This window comes from Fervidicella metallireducens AeB (genome assembly GCF_000601455.1).
GTDB classification, from domain to species: domain Bacteria; phylum Bacillota; class Clostridia; order Clostridiales; family Caloramatoraceae; genus Fervidicella; species Fervidicella metallireducens.
Map to the genome: position 1 here is coordinate 13,869 of NZ_AZQP01000026.1, position 25,955 is coordinate 39,823.

A 25,955-nucleotide genomic window follows, 5' to 3' on the forward strand; every position below is an offset into this window, starting at 1 on the left:
AGGAGTTTTTATTTTGACTAATACTCTTTAAGAATGGATAAAATATTTTTAATTAAATAGAAAAATAGAGGTGATTTAATGCAACGTAAAGATGAAATTATCTTAAGCAAAAATGTAAAATCAGAAAGAAAAGATGAGTCTCAGGGTATTGATGTAAATACAAATGAAAAACTTCAGAATCTAAAGGAAATTGGCAATATAAATATACCTGAAGGAAGCACAGATATTTACTGTATTAATATAATAGGACAAATTGAAGGTCATGTGATACTTCCTCCTCAATCGAAAGCAACAAAATATGAACACTTAATACCTCAACTTATATCTATTGAGGAAAATCCAAATATAAAGGGTTTGCTTATTGTACTTAATACAGTTGGAGGCGATGTTGAGGCAGGTCTTGCAATTGCTGAAATGATAAATAGTTTATCAAAACCTACTGTATCATTGGTTGTTGGTGGAGGGCACAGTATTGGAGTTCCACTTGCAGTTTCCACAGATTATTCCTATATCTCGCCTACAGCTACTATGATAATTCATCCTATAAGAATGAATGGATTAGTTATAGGTGTTCCACAAACCTTTGAATATTTTAGTAAAATGCAGGAACGAATAATAAGTTTTATTATAAGAAATTCAAAAATTAAGAGAGAAAAATTAAATGAGTTAATGCTTCAGACTGATAACCTATTAAATGATATGGGAACAATTTTAATAGGTCAACAGGCAGTGGACGTAGGGTTAATAGATTCAATAGGTGGAGTAAGTGAAGCTTTAGGTAAGCTTCGGGAGATGATAAATCAAAAGCAAATGCAATAATGCATTTGCTTTTGATTTTTAATGTTTTTATATGATATAATGCAATTGGTTTGAAGGGAATTCATCAAACGCAGAGAATAAAATATATATTAAACATAGGTGGTGAACATATGGCAAAAAAGATTAAAAAAATACATCAAGTAAATCATTAAATAATACAGTAAAAAATGAAATTATCGGAATTATATTAATTGCAATTGCCTTGCTTTCTGGTTTAAGTATATATATTAAACCAACTGGATTTGCAGGGAATCTTTTAAATAAATTTTTTTTAGGGCTTATGGGTATTGGAGCATATGTTATGCCCTTATTAGTCATATTAGTGGGTTTGGCTAATGTAATTAATAAAGGCAGGTTAAAGATAAGGCAAAGATTTATTGCACTATGTGTTCTTTTCTATAATATTTTGCTTATAATTCATATAAGTTTTTCTTATAAATTTAAAAATCTAGAAATTATTGATAGATTAAAACAATCATTTGAATATGGTTTACATTCAGAAGGTGGCGGGGTAATCAGTGAAATAGTTATGATTCCTTTGATAAAAGTATTTGATAAGGCAGGTACATATATAATTTTAGTTTGTTCCTCATTAATAATGATGATATTAATTACAGAAATATCCCTTGGTGAATTATTAAACAAATTTATAACAGACATAAAACAAAAAATTAAGAAAGATAAGGTTAATAGAAAAAGTAATGCTCAAGAGTCAGTCCCTCAAATAATATTACAAGAAAGTGAGTTAAAGAAAAATTATGAGAACAATATAGAAACTATAGATAAGAAAATTAAAATTTTAGATTTTATAAAACCTGAACATATAGAAGTAAATGATGAAAGTGATAAAATTCAAACAAAAAATGTGGCGCATGATAAGAATATAAACCATCTTGATGAAATAAGTATTGAAATAACTCAGAAGACGTCAACTGAAAAAGAAAACAGGTATATTTTCCCTTCTTTAGAACTGTTGAATCAAAACAATTTTCAGAGTAATTCTCATGATAAGAAAGAATTACTGAGTAATGCTAAAATACTTGAAGAAACACTACAGAGTTTTGGGGTTGATGCTAAAGTTGTACAGGTTAGCAGGGGACCAGCAGTAACTAGATACGAACTTCAGCCAAGCCCCGGTGTAAAGGTTAGTAAAATAGTCAATTTATCCGATGATATTGCCTTGAATTTGGCAGCACCTTCTGTTAGAATTGAAGCTCCAATTCCAGGAAAAGCTGCAGTAGGTATCGAGGTTCCAAATAAGGAAGTGGTACCTGTAACGTTAAGAGAGGTTATAGAATCACCAGAATTTATTGAATTTAATTCCAAAGTAGCTTTTGCTTTAGGAAAAGATATAGGAGGAAAATGTGTTGTAGCAGACATTGCAAAAATGCCTCATCTTTTAATCGCTGGTGCCACTGGTTCTGGAAAAAGTGTTTGTATAAACACTTTAATTGCCAGTTTAATATATAAATCCTCTCCTAAAGAGGTAAAAATGCTTATGATTGACCCTAAAGTAGTTGAATTATCAGTTTATAATGGAATACCTCACCTATTAATACCTGTTGTAACCGAACCAAAAAAAGCAGCATCAGCTTTATATTGGGCTGTAAATGAAATGACACAAAGATATAAGCTTTTTGCCGAAAACAATGTAAGAAATATAGAAAGCTATAACAAGTTATTGGAGAACCAAGGCAATGATAATAAATTACCTCAGATAGTAATAATAATAGATGAGTTAGCTGATTTAATGATGGTTGCTCCAAATGATGTTGAGGATGCAATATGTAGATTGGCTCAGATGGCAAGAGCTGCAGGAATGCATTTAGTAATAGCAACACAAAGGCCATCTGTAGACGTAATTACGGGAGTTATAAAAGCCAATATTCCATCAAGAATCTCATTCGCTGTTTCTAGCCAGATTGATTCTAGGACCATTTTGGATATGGCAGGCGCCGAAAAATTATTAGGTAAGGGAGATATGTTATTCTTTCCAATAGGTGAAAATAAACCAATACGTATTCAGGGGGCATTCATATCAGAAAAGGAAGTTGAAAAAATAGTAGAATCTTTGAAGCAAACTGACAATACTCATTATGATACCGAAATAATAAATGAAATTGAAAACAAAAATGAGATTTTAAATGAAGGCAATACAGTAGATGAACTACTTTCAGAAGCAATAAAAATAGCAGTAGATTTAGGCCAGGTGTCTGCATCAATGTTACAAAGAAGATTGAGAATAGGTTTTAATAGAGCTGCCAGACTTGTAGAAGAAATGGAATTAAGAGGAATAGTAAGTCAGCAAGAAGGCAGTAAACCCCGCCAGGTATTAATTTCAAAAGAAGATCTGGAAAATAATTAGTGGGCAAAAGTTTCTTTTGCTCTTTTTTCTTGTCGATTCATATCAAATTTGTTATTATATGATATGTATATTTTTATTATTAATTGTCATTATTTTAAACATGTTGTAAATTGAAGTAAAACAAAGCTATAATGAATAATAACAAGATATATAAGAAATAATTAGATTTATATGAGAATTTCCCAGGAAATGTAATTAAGGAGGATTTGACATGAGCTATAATATTGGAATGGTTTCTTTGGGCTGTGATAAAAATAGAGTTGATGCCGAAGTTATGCTATCAATTTTATCTAAAAATGGATTTAATGTTGTTAGTGAAGAAGAAAAAGCTGATGTGATAATAATAAACACATGTGGCTTTATTGAATCTGCAAAACAAGAATCAATTGAAACAATACTTGAAATGGCAACTAATAAAGAAAAGGGTAGATGTAAATCTATAGTTGTAACTGGTTGCATGGCTCAAAGATATAGGGATGAATTAATAAAGGAAATGCCTGAAATTGATGCTATTGTTGGTACAGGTAGCTATAAAGACATCTGTGAAATAGTCAATAAAACATTAAAAGGAGAACATGGAATAATAAAAACTGATAACATTAACTACAGTCTTGATTTTCAAGAAAGAATACTTACAACACCATCTCATTATGCCTATGTAAAGATAGCTGAGGGATGTGATAATAACTGTAGTTACTGTATTATACCACAATTAAGAGGTAAATTCCGAAGCAGAGATATGGAAAGTATTTTGAATGAAGTTGAAAATCTTTCAAAACAGGGTGTTAAAGAAGTAATTTTAGTTGCACAGGATACCACTATGTATGGCAAAGATCTATATGGAGAAAAAAAATTACCTGAGCTTTTGAAAAAATTAGAAAAAATAGAAGGTATAGAATGGATTAGAATTATGTATAGCTATCCTGAGGAAATAACAGATGAACTAATTTATACAATAAAAAACAGTAAAAAGATATGTAATTATTTTGATATTCCTCTTCAACATGTAAGCAATAATATATTAAAATCAATGAAAAGAAGGACGACTAAAGAAAAAATAGAAAGTTTATTAGAAAAAATTAAAAATATTATTCCTGATGCAGTAATAAGAACATCATTAATTGTTGGTTTTCCAGGGGAGACCGAAGATGATTTTAAAGAACTAGAAATTTTCTTAAGAAAATATAGACTTGACAGAGTTGGAATTTTTATGTATTCTGCTGAAGAGGGAACTATTGCTGCCAAAATGGAACAGCAAATAGATGATGATGAAAAAGAACGAAGAAAAGATATTTTAATGAAGGTACAAGGCACAATTTCACTAGAAAAAAACAAAAGTCTTATTGGTGAAAATTTGGATGTGATAATTGATGGCTCAGCAAAAAATGGACAATATTTTGGAAGAACTTATGGAGATGCACCAGAAATAGATCAGCAAATTTTTATTAATTCCAATAATCTTATTTTTGAAAAGGGCTCTATTGTTAAAGTTAGGGTTACAAAAGCCTATACTTATGATTTAATGGGAGATGTTAAAAATGAATCTTGCTAACAAATTAACTCTTACAAGAATTATTTTAGTGCCAGTGTTTCTGTTTTTTGTAGCTGTAAAAGTTAAATATGGAACATACATTGCTACTGGTATTTTTATAATAGCTGCTTTAACTGATACTTTAGATGGTTATATAGCAAGAAGCAGGAATCAAATAACCAAATTTGGTAAGTTTATGGACCCATTAGCTGATAAGTTAATTGTTACATCGGCTCTGATTTCTTTAGTCGAAAAAGGTGTTTTATCAACCTGGGTTGTCATGATAATAATTGCCAGAGAGTTTGCCATAACGGGCTTAAGATCACTAGCAGCATCAGAAGGTATTGTTATTGCTGCAAGTAATTGGGGTAAAGCAAAAACAGTAACACAAATAATTGCTATTGTGGCTGCACTAATAGGAATGCCATACAGTGAATTTCTAATTGGAGCTGCAGTAATTATAACCTTAATTTCAGGTTTAGATTACTTAATTAAAAATAAAAATGCCATAAACCCACAGGATTAAATTAAAGGCTTCTAGTAAATCTAGAAGCTTTATTATTATAAAATATTTCTTTATGCAGTTTAACGATATAATTTTAAGGAAATAATTAAGAGAGTATATTTACAATTGTTACGTGGATTAAAGTAAATATATAGTTGACCACGCTTAATAATTATATTATAATATCAAGTAGAACAAATGTTCGGAAACCTAAGGAAGGGATGATAAAATGGTTAATGAAAAACAAAAAGCATTAGAATTAGCTATTGGTCAAATAGAGAAACAATTTGGAAAAGGTTCTATAATGAAACTTGGAGCTGACTCTAAATTGAATATTGAAGCTATTCCAACCGGTGCACTTGATTTAGATATTGCACTAGGTATTGGTGGCGTTCCAAGAGGAAGAATAATTGAAGTATATGGACCAGAATCTTCAGGTAAAACAACTGTTGCTCTTCACATCGTATCTGAAGCACAAAAAACAGGAGGAACAGCAGCATTTATAGATGCTGAACATGCACTTGATCCAGTATATGCTAAAAATTTAGGTGTTGATATAGAGAATCTTGTTGTATCTCAACCTGATACTGGAGAGCAGGCCCTTGAAATAGCAGAAGCCCTTGTTCGTTCAGGTGCAATAGATGTTATAGTTATAGACTCTGTTGCAGCTCTCGTACCTAAGGCGGAAATTGAAGGAGAAATGGGCGATGCACATGTTGGTTTACAAGCTAGATTGATGTCTCAAGCATTAAGAAAGCTTGCAGGCGCTATAAATAAATCAAAATGCGTTGCAATATTCATTAATCAACTTCGTGAAAAGGTAGGAGTAATGTTTGGAAGTCCGGAAACTACCCCTGGCGGAAGAGCATTAAAATTCTATGCTTCTATAAGACTTGATGTTAGAAAAGTTGATACTATTAAACAAGGTGAAGATGTTTTAGGTAACAGAACAAAAGTAAAGGTTGTTAAAAACAAAGTTGCACCTCCTTTTAAAACAGCTGAATTTGATATAATGTATGGTGAAGGTATATCAAAGGTAGGAAATGTTTTAGATGTTGGGGTTAGTAACGATATAATACAAAAAAGCGGTGCATGGTTTTCTTATAATGAAATAAAATTAGGACAAGGAAGAGAAAATGCAAAAAATTATCTTAAAGAAAACCCAAACGTAGCTTTAGAAATTGAAAATAAAATTAGGGCAAAATATAATCTACCATTAACCATTGCAAATCCACCAGAAATAAATGAGCAAAAAAGTGAAGTTATATAATGTAACCTGATTCATAATTAATTTAATTTATATTAAAGCAAAAACCAAACCTAGCGTGGCTGATATTACAAGTAAGCTCGTCATATAACCATTAAAGTATAACGAGCTATACCGAAGATATCAGCCATTTCTGCATTAAAATCTTGATTATCAATAACCATGTTTTATTTTTTTACAATAGTTATAATTTCTAAAAATATTGATGGAGGGAAAATCTTGAGAATTACAGACATTATTAAACAGAAATCAGATAATGAAATGTATAATATTTTTATAAACAATGAATTTGCCTTTTCATCTTCTATTGAAGATATTTTAAAACATTCAATAAAGCTGGGAAGAGAAGTGGATGATGAAGAAGTCCAACATTTAAGAGAAATATGTGAAGAAACAAAAGCTTATAAATATGTATTAAATTTATTAAAAAATAGGGATTATACAGAAGAACAAATAAAAAAGAAAATGATAGCAAGAGGTTTTTCTCAAAGTACAATAGTAAAAATTATAAATAAATTACTAGAGTATAATTTTATAAATGATTTTAATTATGCACAAAGATATACAAATGATTGCATTAACTTCAAAAAAATAGGCTCTAATAAAATATTCTATAGTTTAAAAAGTAAAGGAATCAATCAAGATATACTAGAAAAGATTAACTTTGATGATGAGAAGGAGTATTCAAATTGTTACTATTTAGCACAAAAAAAACTACACTCCATGTCTCAAGATACTAATGGAAAAAGAAAGATATTTAGATTTTTAATGACAAGAGGCTTTGATTCGCAATTAATAATGAGGGTATTGAGAGACATTGACCAAGAAATTGAATTTAATGAAGAAATATAAAATTACATGATAAGCAAAGCCAGTTAACATTAGTAGCAATTTGCTAAACTTGACATAAAATTAAAACTATAATAAAATATAGTCAAATAATGGTTAGATTTATGGCTTCCCATTATTAAATATGCTTCAGTAAGTTAAAGGTTTCTCTTAACCAGATACAAAAGCAATAATAAAGGAGGTGTTTTTTATTAATTCAATGAATCCAATGGTATGGATAATTCTTTTTGCATTTATTGGTGTTATTATAGGGTTTGCCATTGGCTATTATGTTCGAAAAAATATAGCTGAAGGCAAAATTCAAATAGCTGAAGAACAAGCAAGTAGGATTATTTCAGAAGCAGAAAAGGAAGCAGAGTCAAAGAAAAAAGAGGCTGTAATCGAAGCAAAGGAAGAAGTTCATAAGCTTAGAACTGAATTTGAAAGAGAAGTCAGAGAAAGAAGAAATGAACTACAAAGAATGGAAAGACGACTTATATTGAGAGAAGAAACTTTAGATAAAAAAGTTGAATCTCTTGAAGCAAGGGAAGAAAATTTAAACAAAAAACAACAAGACATTCAGGCTCTTCAAAACGAGGTTACTGAACTTTATAAAAAAGAACTAGAAGAACTTGAAAGACTTGCTGGCTTAACTTCTGAGGAAGCAAAAGAATTATTATTAAACGATATCAGGAAAGAAATTAAACATGATGCAGCAATTATGATTAAGGATATCGAAACAAAAGCAAGAGAAGAAGCCGATAAACGAGCAAGAGAAATAATTTCTTGTGCAATCCAAAGATGTGCAGCTGATCATGTAGCTGAAACGACAGTTTCTGTTGTAGCTTTACCAAATGATGAGATGAAGGGTAGAATAATTGGTAGAGAAGGTAGAAACATAAGAACTTTAGAAACACTAACTGGTATAGATTTAATAATTGATGATACACCAGAGGCTGTTATTTTATCTGGTTTCGATCCAATTAGAAGAGAGGTTGCCAGACTAGCCCTTGAAAAATTAATAGCAGATGGTAGAATACATCCTGCCAGAATAGAGGAAATGGTAGAAAAAGCAAAACGGGAAGTTGAAAACGATATAAGAGAACGTGGAGAACAAGCAACATTTGAAACTGGCGTTCATGGACTTCATTCTGAACTTGTAAAACTTTTAGGAAGATTAAAATATAGAACAAGTTATGGACAAAATGTTTTAAATCATTCAATTGAAGTATCATATCTAGCAGGATTGATGGCTGCAGAATTAGGTGCAGATGTTGCCTTAGCAAAACGTGCTGGTTTGTTACATGATATTGGTAAGGCAGTTGATCATGAAGTTGAGGGACCACATGCATTAATTGGAAGTGATATAGTAAAACGTTTTAACGAGTCACCTTCAGTAGTGCATGCAATATCAGCGCATCACGGTGATATTGAACCTCAATCAATCGAAGCTATTCTAGTTCAAGCTGCTGATGCTATATCTGCAGCAAGACCAGGTGCTAGAAGAGAAACTCTAGAAGCATATATAAAGAGGTTACAAAAGTTAGAAGAAATTGCTGATTCTTTTGAAGGTGTAGAGAAATCATTTGCAATACAAGCAGGTAGAGAAATCCGAATAATGGTAAAACCAGAACAAATAACTGATGCTGAAGCAATTCAAATTGCAAGAGACATTGTTAAGAAAATAGAAAATGAACTGGAATATCCAGGTCAAATAAAAGTTAATGTAATTAGAGAAGTTAGAGCTGTGGAATATGCGAAATAAAATAAGGTTACTGCTAAGCAGTAACCTTATTTTAGTATATTTGTAAAGTACATGAATTCTTATAAAATATTGAGAATATTTGAAGGAATTTTTTAAAAAATGTAGAATTATTATAATAGACAATAAATTATAAGCAATTAAGGAGGTTATATTAATGGAAGTATTAAAGGTTTCAGCAAAATCCAATCCAAATTCAGTAGCAGGAGCTTTAGCTGGGGTTATTAGAGAAAAAGGGACTGCGGAAATACAGGCAATTGGAGCTGGTGCAATCAATCAGGCAGTTAAAGCAGTTGCAATAGCAAGAGGATTTATAGCACCAAGTGGAAAGGATCTTATATGTGTTCCAGCATTCAGTGACATCAATATCGAGGGTGAAGAGAGAACTGCAATTAAATTTATTGTTGAACCAAGATAATTAAAGAATTTAAGCAAATAAATGGGTCTGTGAAATCACAGACCCATTTATTTGCTTAAATTTATATAACATAATATGTTTTATGTAATACATAATTGCAAGATTTTATTCATATTAGTATGGACATATGAATAAAATAGTGCTATATTTAAATAAAATAATAAATTTACATATGGTGAGTAAAATGGTTGATTATGATTTGCATATTCACAGTAATTTTTCAGATGGGAAGTTAAATCCAAGACAGATATTTGAAGTAGCACAGAATATAGGATTGACAGGTTTTTCAATTACCGACCATGATACAGTTGGAGCTATTGATGAGTGTTTATTTTTAGTAAATGAATATAAGATAGATTTTATACCTGGATTAGAATTAAGTACCGATTTTAATGGACTAGAAGTACATTTATTAGGATATTTTATTGATCACAAAAACAAATTTCTTTGTGAGTTTTTAGAAAAATTTAAAAATGCAAGATTTACAAGGGCTCAAGAGATAATCAATATATTGAAAAACATGAATTATGATATAAGTTTAGAAGAAGTTATAGTAGAAGCAGGTAATAATTACGATTCAATAGGTAGACCCCACATAGCAAGATTACTTGTGAAAAAAGGTTATTACAAAGAATTACAAGATGTATTTAAAATTCTTTTAAACAAGAATAGACCAGCTTATGTAGAGAGATATAAAATCAATTTACTTGAGGCAATAGAACTAATTAACTTGGCAAAAGGAGTCCCGGTCTTAGCTCATCCATTAGGCTTGGAAGGCATGTGCCGTAATAGCGAATTTGAACAATTTATAAAAACTTTAACCTTCAAGGGTTTAAAGGGTGTTGAAATCTTTCATCCAATGCATTCTTTAGAAGATGAAAAATATTTAAAAGTTTTAGCTAAGAAATATGGACTTATGGTAACTGGTGGTAGTGATTGCCATGGAAACATAAAAGATAATAAATATCAAATAGGTGAAAAAGGAATAGGGTTAAAAGAAATAAACAGATTAAGAAGCTTAGTGAGGTGAATATATGACTAAAGGTGAAAATAGGAATAGACAATTTCCTAATAAGCTAAATACAACAGCAATAGTTAAAATGTTTATTTTATGCTTCCTAAGTCAAAGAAGTCACTATGGAAACGAATTAATAGATAAAATCGAAATTAGCTTAAACTATAAATGGAGACCTAGCCCAGGGATGATATATCCCCTATTAAGAACAATGGAAGAAAGCCAATTAATTGTGGGTTGGTGGGATGAACCTGATAAAAAAACAAAACGAAACTACAAAATAACGGACATTGGAATTAAACACTTTGAAAAATTAAAGTTACTATATAAACCATTATTAGATGAATCCTTAACTATAATAACGAATACATTAAATACAATTTTTAAATAGAAAAATTATTTATGGAGGGGAATTTATGGAATTATCAAGAAAAGGACAGCAAATATCATCATCAATTACCTTGGCTATTACAGCAAAAGCAAAAAAATTAAAGGAAGAAGGTGTTGATGTAATAAGTTTTGGTGCAGGAGAACCAGATTTTAATACACCCAAAAATATTCAGGATGTAGCTGTTGATGCAATAAGAAATGGTTTAACAAGGTATACACCAGCTTCTGGTATACTTGAATTAAAAAATGCAATATGTACAAAACTAAGGGAAGAAAATTCAATAGATTATATTCCCTCTCAAATTGTTGTATCCAATGGTGCAAAACAATCCATAGCCAATGCTTTAATGGCAATATGCAATCCAGGAGACGAGGTTATTGTGCCTGTACCATATTGGGTAAGCTATCCAGAGTTAGTAAAGTTAGCTGATGCAACTCCTGTTTATGTAGAAACAAGTGAGAAAAATAATTTTAAATATACTAAAGATGACATTTTAAAGGCATTAACTAATAAAACAAAAGCTATAATTTTAAATAGTCCAAATAATCCTACTGGTACTGTATATTCAAAGGAAGATCTGGAAATGATAGCTGACATAGCAATTAAAAACGATATAATAGTTATTTCAGATGAAATTTATGAAAAATTAGTATATGGAAGTGTAAAGCACATTAGTATAGCATCTTTAAATGAAGAAATTAAAAAAAGGACAATAGTAATTAATGGTGTATCTAAGGCTTATGCAATGACTGGTTGGAGAATCGGATATACTGCTTCAAATGAAGAGATAGCAAAGATTATGTCTAACATTCAGAGCCATGTTACATCTAATCCAAACACAATAGCACAATATGCAAGTGTTGAAGCTATAAATGGACCACAGGAAGATGTTGAAAAGATGAGAATAGAATTCGAAAAAAGAAGAGATTACATGGTTGAAAGAATTAACTCTATTCCAGGAATATCATGTAATATGCCAGATGGTGCTTTTTATGTTATGATTAATATAACAAATATAAAGGGAAAAGTAGTTAAAGGTTATCAAATTAATAGTTCATTTGATTTTTGTAATGCATTACTGGAAATTGAAAAGGTAGCTGCTATTCCAGGAGCTGCTTTTGGAGCAGATGACTTTGTCAGACTTTCTTATGCTACTTCAATGGAAATCATACAAAAAGGTTTAGATAGAATAGAAAATTTTTTAAAGTAAAAAATATTAATAGCTGAATTAATAGGGGTATGGATATTAAAATACCCCTGTTTTATTTTTCAATAATATGTTATAATCGCTATATCTCGTAATATATAATTGCAATTTATTTTAATATTCGTAAAGGAGATGATTTAATGCATAATACATACGAAAGTCCACTTACAAAAAGATATGCAAGTAAGGAAATGTCATTCCTTTTTTCCGATGATAACAAATTCACATTATGGAGAAAACTATGGATTGCTTTGGCTGAAGCTGAAAAGGAACTAGGTTTAAATATTACTCAAGAACAAATTGATGAATTAAAAAATAATGTCTCTAATATCAATTATGATGTAGCAAAAGAAAGAGAAAAGCAAACAAGACATGATGTTATGTCACACGTATATGCTTATGGTGTTCAATGCCCGAAGGCTAAAGGCATCATACATTTAGGAGCTACTAGTTGTTATGTAGGTGATAATACAGATGCAATTATAATGAAAGACGCCTTATTGTTAATAAGAATAAAATTATTACATTGTATAAACAATTTAAAAGAATTCTCATTGAAGTATAAGGCTTTACCTACACTGGCATTTACACATTTACAACCTGCACAACTGACAACTGTAGGGAAAAGAGCAACACTATGGCTTCAGGACTTAATCAGTGATTTGGAATTACTGAATTTTTGTATAGATAATATAAAACTTTTAGGTGTAAAAGGTACAACTGGTACACAAGCTAGTTTTTTAGAATTATTCGATGGAGATCATGAAAAAGTAAAGAGGTTAGATGAAATTGTTTGTGAAAAAATGGGATTTAAAGAAAAATATTTTTATGTTACAGGCCAAACATATCCTAGGAAACAAGATATGTTTGTATTAAATTGTCTAAGCAGTATCGCTCAGAGTGCCTATAAATTCAGTAACGATATAAGAATTTTACAAAGTTTAAAAGAAATAGAAGAGCCATTTGAGAAAAACCAAATTGGATCTTCTGCTATGGCATATAAGAGAAATCCAATGAGATCTGAACGTATATCTGCTTTAGCACGTTATGTGGTAATCAATTCATTAAATCCAGCTATAACAGCATCAACCCAATGGTTTGAAAGAACTCTCGATGATTCAGCTAATAAAAGACTCTCAATACCCGAATCTTTTCTGGCTATTGATGGTATTTTAAACTTATATATCAATATAACATCTGGTTTAGTGGTATATCCTAAAATTATTGAAAAACATATTTATGAAGAAATTCCTTTTATGGCTACAGAGAATATATTAATGGAGGCAGTAAAGAGAGGGGGGGACAGGCAGGAACTTCATGAAAAAATAAGAATACACTCTATGGAAGCTGCAAGAATGGTTAAAGAATTCGGTGCAAAAAATGATTTAATTGATAGAATATGCAACGATAAGGATTTTGGACTTGCAAAGGATGAAATCCTACAAGTATTAAAACCAGAAAACTTTATAGGAAGATGTAAAGAACAGGTAGAAGATTTTATTAATAAGATTGTAGATCCTATATTAAAGAACATTGAAATAGAAAGAATTGATGTTGAAATTAATGTTTAGAATTAAATATTGTAAATAGATATACAAAAGCAATAATAAGTGCTTTGGTGTTATTTACAAAATAATGTATTCAAGAACGTCCTAAATAATTGCAGTAGCTTTTCTCTGTAATTATTTTATGACGTTCTTGTTAATTTTGCTTAGAAATAATGCATGTCAATATCAATAATTTGACAATAAAATACTCGTAGTTATTAATAGTCGAATTTTAAAGGATTAATGCAAAACAATCGACTATTTTTTTAAAAAAGCAGATGATAAAAATTATCACTTGACATTGTAGAAAATTGGATAAAAAAATGAATTTTTATTATTCTAAATTTTCAAAATTATAAACAACCTTTATCCACCGGTGTTAATAAAGAGAGAATCGACAATTCTATCTAATTTTTAATCTATTAAACACTAACCTTTTGTTATTTGGGAAATAATCCAGCGTTTAATTTTTTAAATATTGAAAGCTCTTTCAAGAAATGCAAGATAGGGTTGATATTTGATAATATAATTTCAACGATATATGCATCCTAAATAACCCTGAAAACTTACTTAAATATATATAGTATGATTATTATTAAAGCAATTTTTTAAATTATTAAATAGAAAATACGCTATTTTATCAAAATTACATTTCGCTAAATTGTTATTTAACGAAATGTATGGTATAATTGTCATATAGTATTAAAAAGGATGTGATAAACTTGGATTTTTTTGAAATTTACGATGATCAATTGCCAGATATTTTAAATGAATTTCTAGGTTACCTTTTTACTGTTAAGGCTAAATCTCCAAATACAATCTATGGATACAAAACAGATTTAAAACTATTTTTAAAATATATGAAAAAATTTAAATGTAAACTAAGCGAAGATTTAGAAGGCATAGATATAAGAGATATAGATGAATCATTTATCAAAAACATTCGCCTTGGAGACCTCTACTCCTTTATAAACTACATAACACTAAAGAGAGATAACAGTAGCTATGCAAGAGCAAGAAAAACTGCTTCTATAAAGTCGTTTTTTAATTATTTAGAAACCAAAGTTAAAATAATAAAAGAAAATCCAGCTAGAGAACTGGAATCACCAAAAATCAGCAAAAGACATCCCATCTACTTAACCCTAGATCAAAGCAGAAAATTACTTAATATAGTTGATGGACGCAATAAAGAAAGAGATTATGCAATAATAGTTTTATTTTTAAACTGTGGATTGAGATTATCTGAGCTAGTAAGTATAGATATAAATAAGATAAAGGGAGATACTTTAACAGTAATAGGTAAAGGCAACAAGGAGAGGACAGTTTATTTAAACAATGCTTGTATAAATGCAATAAATGAGTATATAAGGGTTAGACCAAAGGATGGGGCACAGGATGCTCTCTTTCTAAGCGAAAGAAAAACAAGAATAAATAAGCGAACAGTAGAAATTTTAGTAAATAAATATATTAAGATGGCAGGTTTATATGAAGAAAAGTATACTCCCCATAAGCTCAGGCACACAGCTGCTACGTTAATGTACAAGTATGGCAATGTTGACATCAGGGCCTTACAGCAGATACTAGGTCATGAAAGTGTCTCCACAACACAAATATACACACACTTAGACGATGAAAAGTTAAGGATGGCTGTAAAATCTAATCCACTTGCTGATGAATAATTACATAATAAATATTATGTAAACTATATAATAATAAAAAAGAGCCTTTATTGTAAATCAATCCATCCAATAGATGCTCTTTTTTATATATCTAAAATAATTAATTCTTTTTTAAAAAAATTTCCTGCATTTTCCTTTCATATTCTTCCCTCAATTTAGGAATATCCTCTATGTACTCAATTTCTTCTAGCTCTTCACTATATTCCATATCAAAATCATTTTGTTCAACGTCATTTAAATCTGTTTCATACAAATACTCGTCGACTTCAAGACTATCATCAAGAAATCCTTCTATTGGAATCTCTTTATAATCTACATTCTGAAGATTTATGCACTTTCCACAACTATCGCATATTTTTTTATCATCCAAATCACAAATATTGCAGCGATTACAATTTGTACACTCTTTGTTTTCTTCTAAAATGCATAGTTTTATTTTATTACACATTTACATCATCCCTTTTTAAGTATTTTACTAATTGATTATAGCAAAATTTAAATAAAAGTAAAATCACTTTTGTGGAATAAGTAAAGTTTGTCCTGGTACAATTACAGCAGAATCTAATTTATTTATTTTTCTGATTTCATATATTAACTTTCGAACATCTTCATTTTCTCTTTTATGTTCTTTAGCTATTTTCCATAAAGTATCTCCTTGATTTACAGTTACTTTTATACAATTATTATTTGCATTGCCACTAGCTTTTAAAGAAAATGGAAGAACTAACACAAAGATTAAAGATATAATTATAAAGATTTTTTTAAATTTTGACTCTCTCATATTACTACCTCCCGAACATTTGTTCTATTATTAGTATAACGAACATACGTTTGGATGTCAACACTTTGTCGAACATAAGTTTGCTTTGCATCATAATTTATGATATAATCTGATAAAGACTTTATTATAAGGGGTGTAATTTATGCCAAACACTGAAATATCAGATAAACAACAAGAAATTTTAGATTTTTTAAAAGAAGAAATATCAAAAAAAGGATATCCACCATCAGTTAGAGAGATTTGCAGTGCTGTTGGCTTAAAATCCACGTCTACTGTTCATGGTCATTTAGAAAGATTAGAAAAAAGAGGCCTTATAAGAAGAGATGCGACAAAACCTCGTGCCATTGAAATATTAAGTGAAAATATATACCAAAAAGAAATTATAAATGTTCCAATAGTAGGTTCTGTTGCTGCAGGCCAGCCTATTTTAGCTGTTGAAAATATCGAAGATAGGTTTCCTATTCCAGCTGATTTTTTTAACTCTAATAAAAACATGTTCATGTTAGAAGTAAAAGGTGAAAGTATGATAGGTAAAGGCATCTTACATGGCGATTATCTCATAGTTGAACAGCAACAGACTGCCAATAATGGTGAAATAGTAGTTGCATTAATTGATGATAGTGCTACTGTCAAGACTTTTTACAAAGAACAAGACTATATTCGACTTCAGCCTGAGAACCCTGATATGGAACCAATAATAGTAGATAGTTGTCAAATCCTTGGTAAAGTGATTGGAGTCTTTAGACGTTTATAGCTGATAATAAAACAAAGGAACTTAGAATGATAATCTAAGCTCCTTTTTTATTATTTATAACGTTTGATAATCCGATTAAAATTCCTATTTTGGCATGTTCAAATGTTAAACCACCCTGCAAATACGCAATATATGGGGGTCTAATTGGAGCATCAGCACTTAATTCTATTGAAGAGCCTTGTACAAATGCACCTGCTGCCATTATAACCTGATCAGTATACCCTGGCATATCCCAAGGTTCACATTCAACAAAGGAATCAACAGGGGAACCCTTTTGAATACCTTTGCAAAAATTAATTAAATCCCTTTCATTGTTAAATTTTATGGCTTGAATAATATCACTTCTTTTTTCATAGAATTTTGGTGAAACTTCATATCCTGACAACTCCATAATTCTTGAGCAGAAAATGGCTGATTTTAAAGCCTCTGCTGTAATATGTGGTGCAAGAAACAAGCCCTGCATCATTAATCTGATTACACCTAATGTTGAACCACACTCTTTGCCTAATCCAGGAGCAGTTAATCTATATCCCGCCTGTTCCACATACTCTCTTTTTCCAACTACATAACCTCCGGTTGGAGCTATTCCTCCGCCAATATTTTTAATTAGAGAACCTGCCACTATATCAGCACCTACTTCAGTTGGTTCTTTGATATCTAGAAATTCTCCGTAACAATTATCTACAAAACATATTACATTTTCTCTGATTTCCTTAACAGCTTTTATGGCCGACTCTATATCCTCTATGGAAAGCGATGGACGCCAGCCATAACCTGTTGAGCGTTGTATGGCTACTAATTTAATAGAACTATCATTTAATAATTCTTCTTTAATTTTTTTTGTATCTATTTTATAGTCCTGTGTTAAATCAATTTGTTTATATTTTATTCCAAACTCTTTTAAAGACCCAACATTATCTCCTTCTATACCTATAACTTGTAATAAAGTATCATAAGGTCTACCGGTTATAGCCAGCAAAGTATCTCCAGGTCTTAAATTTCCTGCAAGTGCTAACGTTATTGCATGTGTACCTGAAACTATCTGAGGTCTAACAAGTGCATCCTCAGCACCAAAAACTCTGGCATAAACCCTCTCCAATGCATCTCTTCCTACATCCCCATATCCATAACCAGTTGTGTTTGTAAAATGGGAATCGCTGATTCTTTCATCCTGCATTGCCTTAAGAACCTTCAATTGATTAAATTCTTTTACAAGATCAATATTTGAAAATGTAATGCTCACATCATCCTTTGCCTTTTCAGCTAATTCTAGAACATTGCTATTAATATTATAATTATTAATTAAATAATCCCTTGTTAATTCAAGCATTTTAATTCCTCCTCCTAGAACACTGAATTATTTTATCACATAAAAATACCCCTGGAAAGGGGTATTTTAAGTATTTATTCTTCTTTATTATCTGATTGCATATTTTGGTTGTAGAGCAAAGGTTTTGTAGGAGTTATTGTTGATACTGCATGTTTGTATATCATAATTTGTTTATCATCACTATCTAAAATGATAATAAAATTGTCAAATCCTTTAACACTTCCTTTGATTTGATAACCGTTCACAAGGTGAAGGATTACAGGAATTCTATTTTTTCTCGCTTGATTCAAAAATACATCCTGAAGATTATTTTGATTTTTATTCATTTGTAATTCCTCCCATAAATTCATACTCTTCAATAATATTCTATAACAAAGCAAATTTTCCTTCTATATAGTTTACAATATTTTTTACTGCTTTATCCATAGTATCATTTATATCTAAATCTACCCAATATATCCTATCCTCTCTTCTGAACCATGTCAATTGCCTTTTTGCATATCTTCTTGAACTCTGTTTTATTATATCTTTTACTTCTTCTAAAGTATATAGATTATCTAGATAATCAAATACCTCTTTGTATCCAATTCCCTGCATGGAGGTCATTTCCTTTGTATAACCCATTTCCTTTAATTTCTTAACTTCATCTACTAAACCCATCTGAAACATTTTGTCAACTCTTTTATTTATTCTTTCATACAGTTTTTCTCTATTCATAGTTAAACCAATATACGCAATTTCATATTCTGTTTCCTTTTCCTTTGATTTTAATTGTATTTCAGAAATTGTTTTACCTGTGTATTTATAAACCTCTAGAGCCCTTATTATTCTTTTTATATCATTTGGATGAAGTCTATTATATGATTCTTCATCAATTTCTTTAAGCATGTTATGAAGATAACTGCTACCATGTATTTTGGCGATTTCCCCCAGATATTCTCTGTAAGCAGTATCAACTGATGCCTCCGAAAAATCAAGATTATATGTCAGAGAGTTTATGTAAAGCCCAGTACCACCAACAATTATTGGAATATTACCTCTCTCTGTGATTTCATCTATATATTGTCCAGCTAATTTTCTAAATAGAGCTACACTAAATTCTTCTTCTGGGTTTACAACATCTATCATATAATGTGGTATCCCTTGCATTTCTTCCTTTGTTGGCTTTGCAGAACCAATATCCATATATTTATATATTTGCATAGAATCAGCCGAGATCACTTCACCTTTTAAAAGCTTCGCAACTTCAACACCAATTGCCGTTTTCCCAGAAGCCGTTGGACCGGCTATTATAACTATTCTTTTTTTCATGCTATCACCTACTGAATTCTTTTGAACTTTTTTTCTAATTCTAAATATGTCATTTTAATTATTGTTGGGCGACCATGTGGACATGTATAAGGATTTTCACAGTATCGCAATTGCTCGATAAGTGAATTCATTTCTTTAAAACTTAGTTTATCACCTGCTTTTACTGCTCCTTTACATGCCATTGTATAAAGTATTTTTTCCACAGTAGATGGGCTATCCCTTCTGTTTTCATTTAACTGATTTAAAATATCAAAAAATAAGTCCTTAGAACTTGGGTTACCTAATATAACTGGAACAGCTCTTATAGATATCGTATTCCCACCAAATTCTTCAATGTCATAGCCTAGTTTTATAAACACATTTTTATTATCTAGAACAATTTGATTTTCACTTAGGGATAAATCTAGTACCATAGGTACTAATAGATTTTGTGTCTGCATTGAGTTAACACTATATTGTTTTACATATTGCTCGTATAATATCCTTTCATGAGCTGCATGTTGGTCAATTAAATACATTTCTTCCTGACCTTCTGCAACTATATAAGTAAAATGTATTTGTCCAACTATTGAGAGAGGTCCAAATTTTGATATTCGATCAATGTTATTTAGATAATTATCATTATTATTAACACATTCATTTTCTTTGATATCATTCTTCCTACAACCTGAATCTAATTCTATAATTTCATTGTTTTCATGTACAAACTCTTCAATATCATTAGTATATTTCGGTTTTATCATGGGTTCAGTTACATATTTATCAAAATTTTGATTATCTAAGTTGTCCTTAAATAAATTTAAACTATTATCACTTTTTTCTAATTTGTGTTCATATCCATCACTAATTTTAATTTGCACACTTTCTGTATTTGCTTTAGGTACATTACTAACAAATCGTTGTTTATCTTCTATTTTGGGAATAGAAGATACTGACAGAATACTATCTCTAACACTATGATAAACAGCTTTAAAAATTAGCTGTTCATCTTGAAACTTTATTTCTGCCTTAGAGGGATGAACATTAACATCAATAAACTCAGGGTTAACGTACATATGAAGTATATAAAACGGGAACTTGTTTATAGTTATTAGAGACTTAAAAGCAGCTTCAACTGCAGCTGTAATAGTTTTGTTTTTAACATATCTTCCATTAACAAAAAGTGATTGAGAATTTCTGTTACTTTTAGCAATATTGCTATTTCCAACATATCCTTTTATAGTGATAAACTCTTTAGAGGAATTAATCTCAATTAAATTATTAACTACTTGATTGCCATAAATACAAAATACTACAGCTTTTATATCTCCATCACCCTTTGTACTAAATACCAATTTATCATTTAATTTATATTTAAATGATATATTTGGATTTGATAAAGCAAGATTTTGCATTATTTCAGTAATATATATACCTTCTCGTGTCTCAGACTTTAAAAACTTTAATCGTGCAGGAGTGTTAAAAAATACATCTTTAATTGTAATGATTGTACCATCCGGACAACCACACTGTTCTTTAACCTTTGTCACTCCACCTTCTATATATATTCTGTTTCCAATTTCATTTTCAGCTGTTTTTGACATTAATTCAATTTTCGATATGGCAGCAATACTTGCAAGTGCTTCTCCCCTGAATCCTAGAGTGTTAATATAGTTTAAATCTACTTCAGAACAAATTTTACTTGTGGCATGCCGTAAAAAAGCTTTATCCATATCTTCATACTGAATTCCCTTACCATTATCAACAACACGTATATAGGATATTCCTCCATTTTTTGCTTCAACGGAAATTTCTGTTGCTCCAGCATCAATAGAATTTTCAACTAACTCTTTGATTATAGATGCAGGTTTTTCAATTACTTCCCCAGCAGCAATTTTGTTTATTGTGTTGTCATCTAGAATTCTTATTATCCCCATAAAACCAACTCCTATACTTTCTTAGCCCTTTGAACTAAATTATATAATAAATTAATCGCTTCAATTGGGGTTATATTAAGCATATCTATATTTTGTAACTCTTTAATAATATCATTTCCTCTGTAATCTTTGTAATTAAACATATCCAGCTGAAGCATAGTTTCATCTGATTTTAGTGAAGCAGTTATTGCTACCTCTTCTTTTTCTTTTCTTTTAACTTTATTGTTAATATCACTTTCCTCTAAATTTTTTAAAATCTTTCTTGCATTATTAATAACCTCTTCAGGTAAGCCAGCTATTTTTGCAACTTGGATACCATAACTTTTATCAGCTCCACCACGAACAATTTTTCTTAGAAAAAATTATGTCCTCACCATGCTCTTTAACTGAAATACAGTAATTTTTTATTCCAACAACCCTCTCTTCCAATTCAGTAAGTTCATGATAATGGGTTGCAAAGAGTGTTTTAGCTCCAATATTTTTAGTGATATAATCTACAACAGCCCAGGCTATACTAAGCCCATCAAAGGTGCTTGTACCTCTGCCTACTTCATCTAATATTATTAAACTATTTTTTGTTGCATTTTTCAGTATATTTGATACCTCAGACATTTCTACCATAAAAGTACTTTGCCCTAATGATAAATCGTCAGAAGCACCAATTCTGGTAAAAATCCTATCAACAATCGGTACCTTTGCAGATTTCGCAGGAACAAAGCATCCAATCTGTGCTAAAAGTGTTATTAATGCCACCTGACGCATATAAGTTGATTTTCCTGCCATATTAGGCCCTGTAATTATAGCTATATTGTCAGTTGTCAGGTTTAAATAAGTATCATTAGGTACAAATATATTTGTAATCACTTTTTCAACAACAGGATGTCTACCATCTTTAATATCAATTAAGCCATCCTTTGTTATTTCAGGTCTGACATAATTATTTTCATATGCTACTCTTGAGAATGAAAGTAAAACATCTATTGTTGAAATATATGCTGCCGTCTTTTGTATTCTTGCAATATTTGAAGCTACCTGGTTTCTAATTTCAACAAACAGTTCATATTCAAGATCAATGACCTTCTGTTCTGCACCAAGAATCTGTTCTTCCTTTTCTTTTAATTCCTGTGTAATAAATCTTTCACAATTAGAAAGTGTTTGTTTACGTATATATCTATCATCAGGTACTGCTGATAAATTGCTTTTTGTTACCTCAATAAAATAACCAAAAACTTTATTAAAACCTATTTTTAGAGATTTAATCCCCAGCAATTCCTTTTCCTTTTGCTCAATTTCTGCAATCCAACGTTTACCATTATGCATTGCTTCATGATACATATCGACATCCTTATTATAGCCCTGCTTAATGATACCACCTTCTTTTAGTTGAAGGGGCGGATTATCATTAATAGAAGAATCTAATAAAATAAAAATATCATTTAATGTGTCTAAATTACTATATATTTCCTTTAATAAACTGCTTTTACAGCTTGATAATGCAGCTTTAAAATCTGGAAGATATCTTAATGATTCCTTAAGAGATATTAAATCCCTTGCATTAGCTGCTCCACAGCTTACCTTACTTATAAGTCGTTCCATATCATATATGTTTTTTAAATATTCCCTTAAATCACTTGATACATATAAATTATCAACAAACTCTTCTACTGTTTCCAGTCTGTTGTTTATAGATTCAATTGAAAGAAGAGGTTCTTCAATCCATTTTCTTAGCATTCTGCCACCCATGGCAGTTAATGTTTTGTCTAAAACCCAAAGTAAAGAACCTTTTTTTGATTTACTACGTATAGTTTCCGTAAGTTCTAAATTCTTTCGTGTAAATGAATCAAGAACCATATAATTATTTAAATCATACTTTTTTATTTCCGTAATTTGCCCTATACTGCCTTTTTGGGTTTCAATTAAATATTCAAAAAGACATGCTGTAGTTAGCAATTCTTTTTCTTTTAATTCTATCCCTTGCAAGTTAAATTTTTTTATTAAATCTAAATTATTTATTTTTTCATAATTTTTAATATTAATTAGTATATTAAATCTGTTTGAAATATCCTTTACAACTTTTTCGTTCTCTTTAATATAATCATTTTCAATAATAATCAACTCGGAAGGGTTATATTTAGACAATTCATCCATTGACTTTGTGAAAGAACTTTCTTCACTTGTCACTAAAAATTCACCTGTAGAAATATCACAGACTGACAGTGAAAAATGGCTATGGTCTACAAGTAAACACCCTATAAAATTATTAGACTTTTCATCTAATAAATTGCTATCAATTAATGTTCCTGGAGTTACTATCCTGACTATTTCTCTTCTGACAATACCTTTGCTAACTGACGGATCTTCAACCTGTTCACATATTGCCACTTTATAGCCTTTTTCTATTAATCTAGCTATATATCCTTCTGCAGCATGATATGGTACTCCACACATAGGAGCTCTTTGTTCAAGACCACAGTCCCTTCCTGTTAATGTTATTTCCAGTTCTCTTGAAACTTTCTCCGCATCTTCAAAAAACATTTCATAGAAGTCTCCAAGTCTGAAAAATAAGATACAATCCTTACAATTTTCTTTTATTTCAAGATACTGCTGCATCATTGGTGTTAAAGCCAAAATTCATTCCTCCTTTTATTAGGGTCAATAAATATTATATAACATAAATAAACTAATTAAAATAAATTAAAAGGGAGCTTTTGCCCCCTATCTTATAATTTCAACGAATTCCCCAATTAGCGTCCAAGTTTGTGGTTCAGTGATTTTCACATTTACCAGTTTACCAATAATAGATGAATCTCCACCGTAAAAATTAACAAGCTTTCCTGTACGTGTCCTACCCATTAGCTTATTTTCATCTGTCTTGCTTGGTCCTTCAACTAAAATTTCAACGATTTTATCTTTATATTCCTTATTTTTTCTTTCACTTATTGAGTTAATCAAATCCACTAATCTGTTGAAACGATCATGTTTAACTGTCTCTGATATTTGTTCTGGGAATTCAGCAGCTGGTGTACCCCTTCTTACAGAATAAATAAATGTAAAGGCTGAGTCATATTCAACCTTTGAAACTAAATCTAAAGTATCTTCAAAATCCTCTTCTGTCTCACCAGGAAAGCCAACAATTATATCTGTGGTTAATACCAGACCATCTATATTTTTCTTAAGTTTTTCAACTAATTCAAGATACTGTTCTTTAGTATATTTTCTATTCATTTTATTTAGAATCCTAGTACTGCCAGATTGAACTGGTAAATGAACATGTTCACATAACTTATCACACTCTTTAATAGCTAAAATTACATCATCAGTTAAATCCTTTGGATGAGATGTCATAAACCTTATTCTCTCAATTCCATCTATTTCATTAACTAGTCTTAACAACTTTGCAAAACTCATATTTTCAAGATCTTTACCATATGAATTTACATTTTGACCTAATAGAGTTATTTCCTTATATCCCTTTGATGCCAGATCTCTTATTTCTTCTAGTATTGCTTCTGGTTGTCTGCTTCTTTCTCTTCCCCTAGTATAAGGTACTATACAATATGTACAAAAATTATTGCAACCATACATTATAGTAACAAATGCTTTTAAATTACTTTCCCTTTCAATATCTAACCCTTCTACAATTTCCTCTTCTTTTTCCCATACTTCAATAAGTGTTGATTTACTTTGAGATAAATTATTAAGCAGTTCTGGAAATCTATGAATATTGTGAGTTCCAAAAATAATATCTACAAAGGGATATTTCTTTTTTATTTCTTCTGGTACTCCTTTTTGTTGCATCATACATCCCGAAACAGCAATAATCAAATCAGGACGTTTAGCCTTCATGTTTTTTAATGCTCCAAGATTCCCATATACCTTAAGTTCTGCATTCTCCCTTACACAACAAGTATTAAATAATATTAAATCAGCATTTATCTTTTCATTAGTCCTTGTATAGCCCATATTTGAAAGCATAGCAGACAATTTTTCTGAATCCTCTTCATTCATCTGACAACCCCAGGTCTCTATATAATATTTCTTTGATTCTGTTTTAAATTCCATAATTATCACCCTTCTGTAATAAAATATACTCTAACAACATTACTATTATATATTTAAAATTTTGTATTTGTAAATGGAAATAAGATAATTAGCAGTTCAAAAATAGATTGATTTGATTTTATTTTATCCTTACAACATTATTTATAAACTATAATCAGTTTATTATACCTAAAAATAGGAATACTAATGTATAAAGTAAATGTTTTAGGAGGCAAAAAATGTTTAATTTAAAAAATAATGAAGATAAAACAATTAAAGGTAGTGTTTCACACACTTTAGGAGATAGAAAATATTTTGGTACAAATATAGGAAATATCTTTGAAAAAAATAATGGCTATTATGGAAATGTTCATCAAAATATTTTCGGAAAATTCAAATAACATCTACCTAAAATAAAGTAATTATGGTAATATATGAATATGATTATACTTAATTCTATGGGGGGTTATTTTTATGGCTAATTTATC

Annotated in this window: 22 protein-coding genes and 1 pseudogene; 15 read left to right on the forward strand and 8 right to left on the reverse strand. The window is 30.1% G+C overall.

Translation table 11 applies throughout. The features are described from left to right. Positions 1-78: 78 nt before the first annotated feature. The 13 genes from Q428_RS08755 to Q428_RS08815 all read left to right on the forward strand — a co-directional run bounded on the left by Q428_RS08755 (position 79) and on the right by Q428_RS08815 (position 15,334). Positions 79-819, forward strand: coding sequence for a ClpP family protease (locus Q428_RS08755; protein WP_051515073.1), 741 nt, complete (start codon positions 79-81; stop codon positions 817-819). A 172-nt stretch (positions 820-991) separates the two neighbouring features. After that, positions 992-3,184 carry an FtsK/SpoIIIE family DNA translocase gene (locus tag Q428_RS08760; RefSeq protein WP_051515074.1) on the forward strand — a complete coding sequence of 731 codons (2,193 nt, stop codon included), beginning with the start codon at positions 992-994 and terminating at the stop codon, positions 3,182-3,184. Positions 3,185-3,395: 211 nt separating this feature from the next. Further along, complete coding sequence (rimO, locus tag Q428_RS08765; protein WP_035380116.1) at positions 3,396-4,736, forward strand: 30S ribosomal protein S12 methylthiotransferase RimO; 1,341 nt, start codon at positions 3,396-3,398, stop codon at positions 4,734-4,736. Continuing rightward, positions 4,723-5,241: a CDP-diacylglycerol--glycerol-3-phosphate 3-phosphatidyltransferase gene (gene pgsA / locus Q428_RS08770; protein ID WP_035380118.1), complete on the forward strand. Its 519-nt coding sequence runs from the start codon at positions 4,723-4,725 to the stop codon at positions 5,239-5,241. The genes rimO and pgsA overlap by 14 nt, the downstream gene beginning before the upstream one ends. A gap of 208 nt (positions 5,242-5,449) precedes the next feature. Continuing rightward, positions 5,450-6,490 (forward strand): recombinase RecA, encoded by a 1,041-nt coding sequence (gene recA / locus Q428_RS08775; RefSeq protein WP_035380120.1) that lies wholly within the window; start codon positions 5,450-5,452, stop codon positions 6,488-6,490. Between the two features lie 216 nt (positions 6,491-6,706). Then, positions 6,707-7,339 carry a regulatory protein RecX gene (locus Q428_RS08780; protein WP_035380122.1) on the forward strand — a complete coding sequence of 211 codons (633 nt, stop codon included), beginning with the start codon at positions 6,707-6,709 and terminating at the stop codon, positions 7,337-7,339. Positions 7,340-7,544: 205 nt separating this feature from the next. Continuing rightward, positions 7,545-9,080 carry a ribonuclease Y gene (gene rny / locus Q428_RS08785; RefSeq protein ID WP_242847811.1) on the forward strand — a complete coding sequence of 512 codons (1,536 nt, stop codon included), beginning with the start codon at positions 7,545-7,547 and terminating at the stop codon, positions 9,078-9,080. 154 nt (positions 9,081-9,234) lie between these two features. After that, positions 9,235-9,495, forward strand: a complete 261-nt coding sequence (locus Q428_RS08790; RefSeq protein ID WP_035380124.1) for a stage V sporulation protein S — start codon at positions 9,235-9,237, stop codon at positions 9,493-9,495. Between the two features lie 127 nt (positions 9,496-9,622). Beyond that, positions 9,623-10,525 (forward strand): PHP domain-containing protein, encoded by a 903-nt coding sequence (locus Q428_RS08795; RefSeq protein WP_152539102.1) that lies wholly within the window; start codon positions 9,623-9,625, stop codon positions 10,523-10,525. A 4-nt stretch (positions 10,526-10,529) separates the two neighbouring features. Then, positions 10,530-10,901, forward strand: a complete 372-nt coding sequence (locus tag Q428_RS08800) for a PadR family transcriptional regulator (RefSeq protein WP_035380126.1) — start codon at positions 10,530-10,532, stop codon at positions 10,899-10,901. A gap of 25 nt (positions 10,902-10,926) precedes the next feature. After that, positions 10,927-12,111 carry a pyridoxal phosphate-dependent aminotransferase gene (locus Q428_RS08805; RefSeq protein WP_035380127.1) on the forward strand — a complete coding sequence of 395 codons (1,185 nt, stop codon included), beginning with the start codon at positions 10,927-10,929 and terminating at the stop codon, positions 12,109-12,111. A gap of 137 nt (positions 12,112-12,248) precedes the next feature. Further along, complete coding sequence (gene purB / locus Q428_RS08810) at positions 12,249-13,679, forward strand: adenylosuccinate lyase (RefSeq protein WP_035380128.1); 1,431 nt, start codon at positions 12,249-12,251, stop codon at positions 13,677-13,679. A gap of 692 nt (positions 13,680-14,371) precedes the next feature. After that, positions 14,372-15,334 carry a tyrosine recombinase XerC gene (locus Q428_RS08815; RefSeq protein WP_035380152.1) on the forward strand — a complete coding sequence of 321 codons (963 nt, stop codon included), beginning with the start codon at positions 14,372-14,374 and terminating at the stop codon, positions 15,332-15,334. Between the two features lie 100 nt (positions 15,335-15,434). Here Q428_RS08815 and Q428_RS08820 read toward each other — a convergent pair whose 3' ends face one another. After that, complete coding sequence (locus Q428_RS08820) at positions 15,435-15,782, reverse strand: hypothetical protein (RefSeq protein ID WP_051515075.1); 348 nt, start codon at positions 15,780-15,782, stop codon at positions 15,435-15,437. A 63-nt stretch (positions 15,783-15,845) separates the two neighbouring features. Next, positions 15,846-16,115, reverse strand: a complete 270-nt coding sequence (gene yneA, locus Q428_RS08825; protein WP_035380129.1) for a cell division suppressor protein YneA — start codon at positions 16,113-16,115, stop codon at positions 15,846-15,848. A gap of 142 nt (positions 16,116-16,257) precedes the next feature. Between yneA and lexA the strand changes: the two genes are divergently transcribed. Then, complete coding sequence (gene lexA, locus Q428_RS08830) at positions 16,258-16,869, forward strand: transcriptional repressor LexA (RefSeq protein ID WP_035380130.1); 612 nt, start codon at positions 16,258-16,260, stop codon at positions 16,867-16,869. Between the two features lie 34 nt (positions 16,870-16,903). On the opposite strand, the gene Q428_RS08835 is transcribed toward lexA, so the two are convergent. The 6 genes and pseudogenes from Q428_RS08835 to miaB all read right to left on the reverse strand — a co-directional run bounded on the left by Q428_RS08835 (position 16,904) and on the right by miaB (position 25,488). Beyond that, positions 16,904-18,199: a methionine gamma-lyase family protein gene (locus tag Q428_RS08835; RefSeq protein ID WP_035380132.1), complete on the reverse strand. Its 1,296-nt coding sequence runs from the start codon at positions 18,197-18,199 to the stop codon at positions 16,904-16,906. 74 nt (positions 18,200-18,273) lie between these two features. Further along, positions 18,274-18,525 carry an RNA chaperone Hfq gene (gene hfq / locus Q428_RS08840; RefSeq protein WP_035380134.1) on the reverse strand — a complete coding sequence of 84 codons (252 nt, stop codon included), beginning with the start codon at positions 18,523-18,525 and terminating at the stop codon, positions 18,274-18,276. 40 nt (positions 18,526-18,565) lie between these two features. Further along, positions 18,566-19,510 (reverse strand): tRNA (adenosine(37)-N6)-dimethylallyltransferase MiaA, encoded by a 945-nt coding sequence (gene miaA / locus Q428_RS08845; RefSeq protein ID WP_035380136.1) that lies wholly within the window; start codon positions 19,508-19,510, stop codon positions 18,566-18,568. A gap of 8 nt (positions 19,511-19,518) precedes the next feature. After that, positions 19,519-21,426: a DNA mismatch repair endonuclease MutL gene (gene mutL / locus Q428_RS08850; RefSeq protein WP_035380139.1), complete on the reverse strand. Its 1,908-nt coding sequence runs from the start codon at positions 21,424-21,426 to the stop codon at positions 19,519-19,521. Between the two features lie 11 nt (positions 21,427-21,437). After that, positions 21,438-24,054, reverse strand: a pseudogene (gene mutS, locus Q428_RS08855) (DNA mismatch repair protein MutS). 87 nt (positions 24,055-24,141) lie between these two features. After that, entirely contained in the window at positions 24,142-25,488 is a 1,347-nt protein-coding gene (miaB, locus tag Q428_RS08860) for a tRNA (N6-isopentenyl adenosine(37)-C2)-methylthiotransferase MiaB (protein ID WP_035380141.1), read from the reverse strand. Positions 25,489-25,706: 218 nt separating this feature from the next. On the opposite strand from miaB, the gene Q428_RS15420 reads away from it, so the two are divergent. After that, the gene (locus Q428_RS15420) at positions 25,707-25,868 is read left to right on the forward strand and encodes a hypothetical protein (protein ID WP_161633612.1); all 162 of its coding nucleotides are present in this window, start codon (positions 25,707-25,709) and stop codon (positions 25,866-25,868) included. Positions 25,869-25,955: the final 87 nt, after the last annotated feature.

Coding starts and splice junctions, on each gene's coding strand:
- Q428_RS08755 (WP_051515073.1), top strand. CDS start 79: ATGCAACGTAAAGATGAAATTATCTTAAGCAAAAATGTAAAATCAGAA.
- rimO (WP_035380116.1), top strand. CDS start 3,396: ATGAGCTATAATATTGGAATGGTTTCTTTGGGCTGTGATAAAAATAGA.
- pgsA (WP_035380118.1), top strand. CDS start 4,723: ATGAATCTTGCTAACAAATTAACTCTTACAAGAATTATTTTAGTGCCA.
- recA (WP_035380120.1), top strand. CDS start 5,450: ATGGTTAATGAAAAACAAAAAGCATTAGAATTAGCTATTGGTCAAATA.
- rny (WP_242847811.1), top strand. CDS start 7,545: ATGGTATGGATAATTCTTTTTGCATTTATTGGTGTTATTATAGGGTTT.
- Q428_RS08790 (WP_035380124.1), top strand. CDS start 9,235: ATGGAAGTATTAAAGGTTTCAGCAAAATCCAATCCAAATTCAGTAGCA.
- Q428_RS08795 (WP_152539102.1), top strand. CDS start 9,623: ATGAATAAAATAGTGCTATATTTAAATAAAATAATAAATTTACATATG.
- Q428_RS08800 (WP_035380126.1), top strand. CDS start 10,530: ATGACTAAAGGTGAAAATAGGAATAGACAATTTCCTAATAAGCTAAAT.
- Q428_RS08805 (WP_035380127.1), top strand. CDS start 10,927: ATGGAATTATCAAGAAAAGGACAGCAAATATCATCATCAATTACCTTG.
- purB (WP_035380128.1), top strand. CDS start 12,249: ATGCATAATACATACGAAAGTCCACTTACAAAAAGATATGCAAGTAAG.
- Q428_RS08820 (WP_051515075.1), bottom strand. CDS start 15,782: ATGTGTAATAAAATAAAACTATGCATTTTAGAAGAAAACAAAGAGTGT.
- yneA (WP_035380129.1), bottom strand. CDS start 16,115: ATGAGAGAGTCAAAATTTAAAAAAATCTTTATAATTATATCTTTAATC.
- lexA (WP_035380130.1), top strand. CDS start 16,258: ATGCCAAACACTGAAATATCAGATAAACAACAAGAAATTTTAGATTTT.
- Q428_RS08835 (WP_035380132.1), bottom strand. CDS start 18,199: ATGCTTGAATTAACAAGGGATTATTTAATTAATAATTATAATATTAAT.
- hfq (WP_035380134.1), bottom strand. CDS start 18,525: ATGAATAAAAATCAAAATAATCTTCAGGATGTATTTTTGAATCAAGCG.
- miaA (WP_035380136.1), bottom strand. CDS start 19,510: ATGAAAAAAAGAATAGTTATAATAGCCGGTCCAACGGCTTCTGGGAAA.
- mutL (WP_035380139.1), bottom strand. CDS start 21,426: ATGGGGATAATAAGAATTCTAGATGACAACACAATAAACAAAATTGCT.
- miaB (WP_035380141.1), bottom strand. CDS start 25,488: ATGGAATTTAAAACAGAATCAAAGAAATATTATATAGAGACCTGGGGT.
- Q428_RS15420 (WP_161633612.1), top strand. CDS start 25,707: ATGTTTAATTTAAAAAATAATGAAGATAAAACAATTAAAGGTAGTGTT.